This window comes from Streptomyces hilarionis (assembly GCF_024539675.1).
GTDB classification, from domain to species: domain Bacteria; phylum Actinomycetota; class Actinomycetes; order Streptomycetales; family Streptomycetaceae; genus Streptomyces; species Streptomyces hilarionis.
The window spans coordinates 1-598 of record NZ_JAHHIT010000398.1 but is presented as its reverse complement, the minus strand read 5'-3'; the positions used below and the strand labels follow the sequence as shown (position 1 = coordinate 598).

Here is a 598-nt window from a genome sequence, read left to right as displayed (position 1 = left end):
GTATCGTACTATACAGATGCAGATTCAAAGGAGAGTCAAACGGCCCCGTTGGGGCCGAGTGAGCTGAGCAAGATTATGAATCCTGGGGACGATCAGAACGCCTCAGATCTGGCCATGTACGAAAGTGCTGGCCGTAGCAGAAGGAAGCGCACATGAAACTCGCAGTAGTCAATTTCAGTGGCAATACCGGTAAAACAACCGTATCCGATCAATTGGTTTGGCCGCGCTTAGGAGGTTTGCGTTTTGCCATTGAAACGATCAACGCCGGTGCTTCAGACGACGCGGCTGAGATAGAACGTATGAAGGGTCGCCAGTTTGGCGAGCTTTCCGAAATTTTGATGACCGAGGACAATGCAGTTATCGACGTTGGAGCATCCAACGTCGAAGATTTTTTCAAGTACATGGGCCAGTTCGCAGGCTCGCACGAAGAATTCGATTACTTCCTGGTGCCCACGGTATCAGAGAAGAAGCAACAGGCCGATACGATCAACACGATCAAGACCTTGGCAGCGTTGGGTGTTCCCCGTAGCCGGATCTTGGTGGTGTTCAACAAGGTCGAGATCGATGACGCGGACGACTTGCCGCACACCTTTGCTGC

At 51.8% G+C, this 598-nt stretch carries 1 protein-coding gene; it reads left to right on the top strand.

Annotated features, from left to right (window positions below):
• Positions 1-152: 152 nt before the first annotated feature.
• The coding region (stbB, locus tag KMS84_RS43725; RefSeq protein WP_256921265.1) for a StbB family protein at positions 153-598 on the top strand (446 nt) is incomplete at its 3' end.